The sequence below is a fragment of the Novosphingobium guangzhouense genome (assembly GCF_002896965.1).
GTDB classification, from domain to species: Bacteria; Pseudomonadota; Alphaproteobacteria; order Sphingomonadales; family Sphingomonadaceae; genus Novosphingobium; species Novosphingobium guangzhouense.
In genome coordinates this window covers 1-1,180 of sequence record NZ_LYMM01000004.1, presented here as the reverse complement: position 1 = coordinate 1,180, position 1,180 = coordinate 1, and the positions used below count along the sequence as shown (strand labels likewise).

1 protein-coding gene is annotated in these 1,180 nt (G+C 65.7%); it reads left to right on the top strand.

Translation table 11 applies throughout. From position 1 onward, the window contains the following. Positions 1-303: 303 nt before the first annotated feature. A partial coding sequence (locus A8V01_RS04120) for a cytochrome c biogenesis protein/redoxin (RefSeq protein ID WP_281256472.1) occupies positions 304-1,180 on the top strand: 877 nt, incomplete at its 3' end.

Genomic DNA, 1,180 nt, shown 5'->3' with positions numbered 1-1,180 from the left:
GTAAGTCCATGTCGATCACTCCACGACCCTCCGACTGGCAGCCGGAAGGCAGGAAAACATGGGTCAATTCTCAGCGGAAACTTATAGCCTTCCCGGGTCACTTCTCAGTGGCAATCAACAGACAGAGCTTTCCGGCTTCGTGGTTCCTGCGTGAATATACGACACGACCTGGCCAAAGGATGCACGGCGGCGTCATTCATCCATCATTATGGTGTCGGGGCGTTTATGGGCCGGCAACATCCGATCGGCCGACGCATGGGAGCGCCGCGCGCTTCGGCACCTGCAGCAAGGCAGCGAGACCATATGATCCTCTTTGTTCTGGCTTACCTGGGCGGTGTGCTGACAATCATCAGCCCCTGCATCCTGCCCGTGCTGCCTTTCGTCTTCGCGCGGGCCGACAAGCCGTTCCTGCGTAGCGGCCTGCCGTTGCTGCTGGGCATGGCGATGACCTTTGCCGCCGTCGCGACGCTGGCGGCGGTCGGGGGCGGATGGGCCGTCCAGGCGAATGCCTATGGCCGGATCGCGGCGCTGGCCGTGCTTGCAGCGTTCGGGTTGCTGCTGCTGTTTCCTTCCCTTGCCGATCGGGCGACGCGCCCGCTGGTGGCATTGGGAGGAAGACTGTCGCAATCTGCGGACCGGGCGGATCGCGGCGCGTCGAGTTTCCTCGCCTCGCTCCTGCTGGGCGTCGCCACCGGCTTGCTGTGGGCGCCCTGTGCGGGGCCGGTGCTTGGCCTCGTGCTCACCGGGGCGGCGCTGCAGGGCGCGAGCGCGCGTACGAGCCTGCTGCTGTTGGCTTACGCGGCAGGGGCAGCGACCTCGCTGGCGCTGGCCTTGCTGGTCGGCGGCAAGGTCTTTGCGGCGATGAAGCGCTCAATCGGGGTCGGAGAGCGTATCCGCAAGGTTCTGGGCATCGCCGTCCTGGTCGGCGTCGCCGCGATCGCGCTGGGGCTGGACACCGGGCTGCTGACCCGCCTTTCGCTGTCAGGCACCGCGCGTTTCGAACAGGGCCTGCTCGACCGGTTTCATCCTGACGAAGCGATGCCTTCGGCTGCCATGGGCAAAGGCGGGCAACTGGCCGACGAAGGTGCGTTCCCATCGCTGGCGGGAGCGAACGAATGGATCAATTCGCCGCCGCTGACCCCGGCATCGCTGCGCGGGAAGGTCGTGCTGGTCGATTTCT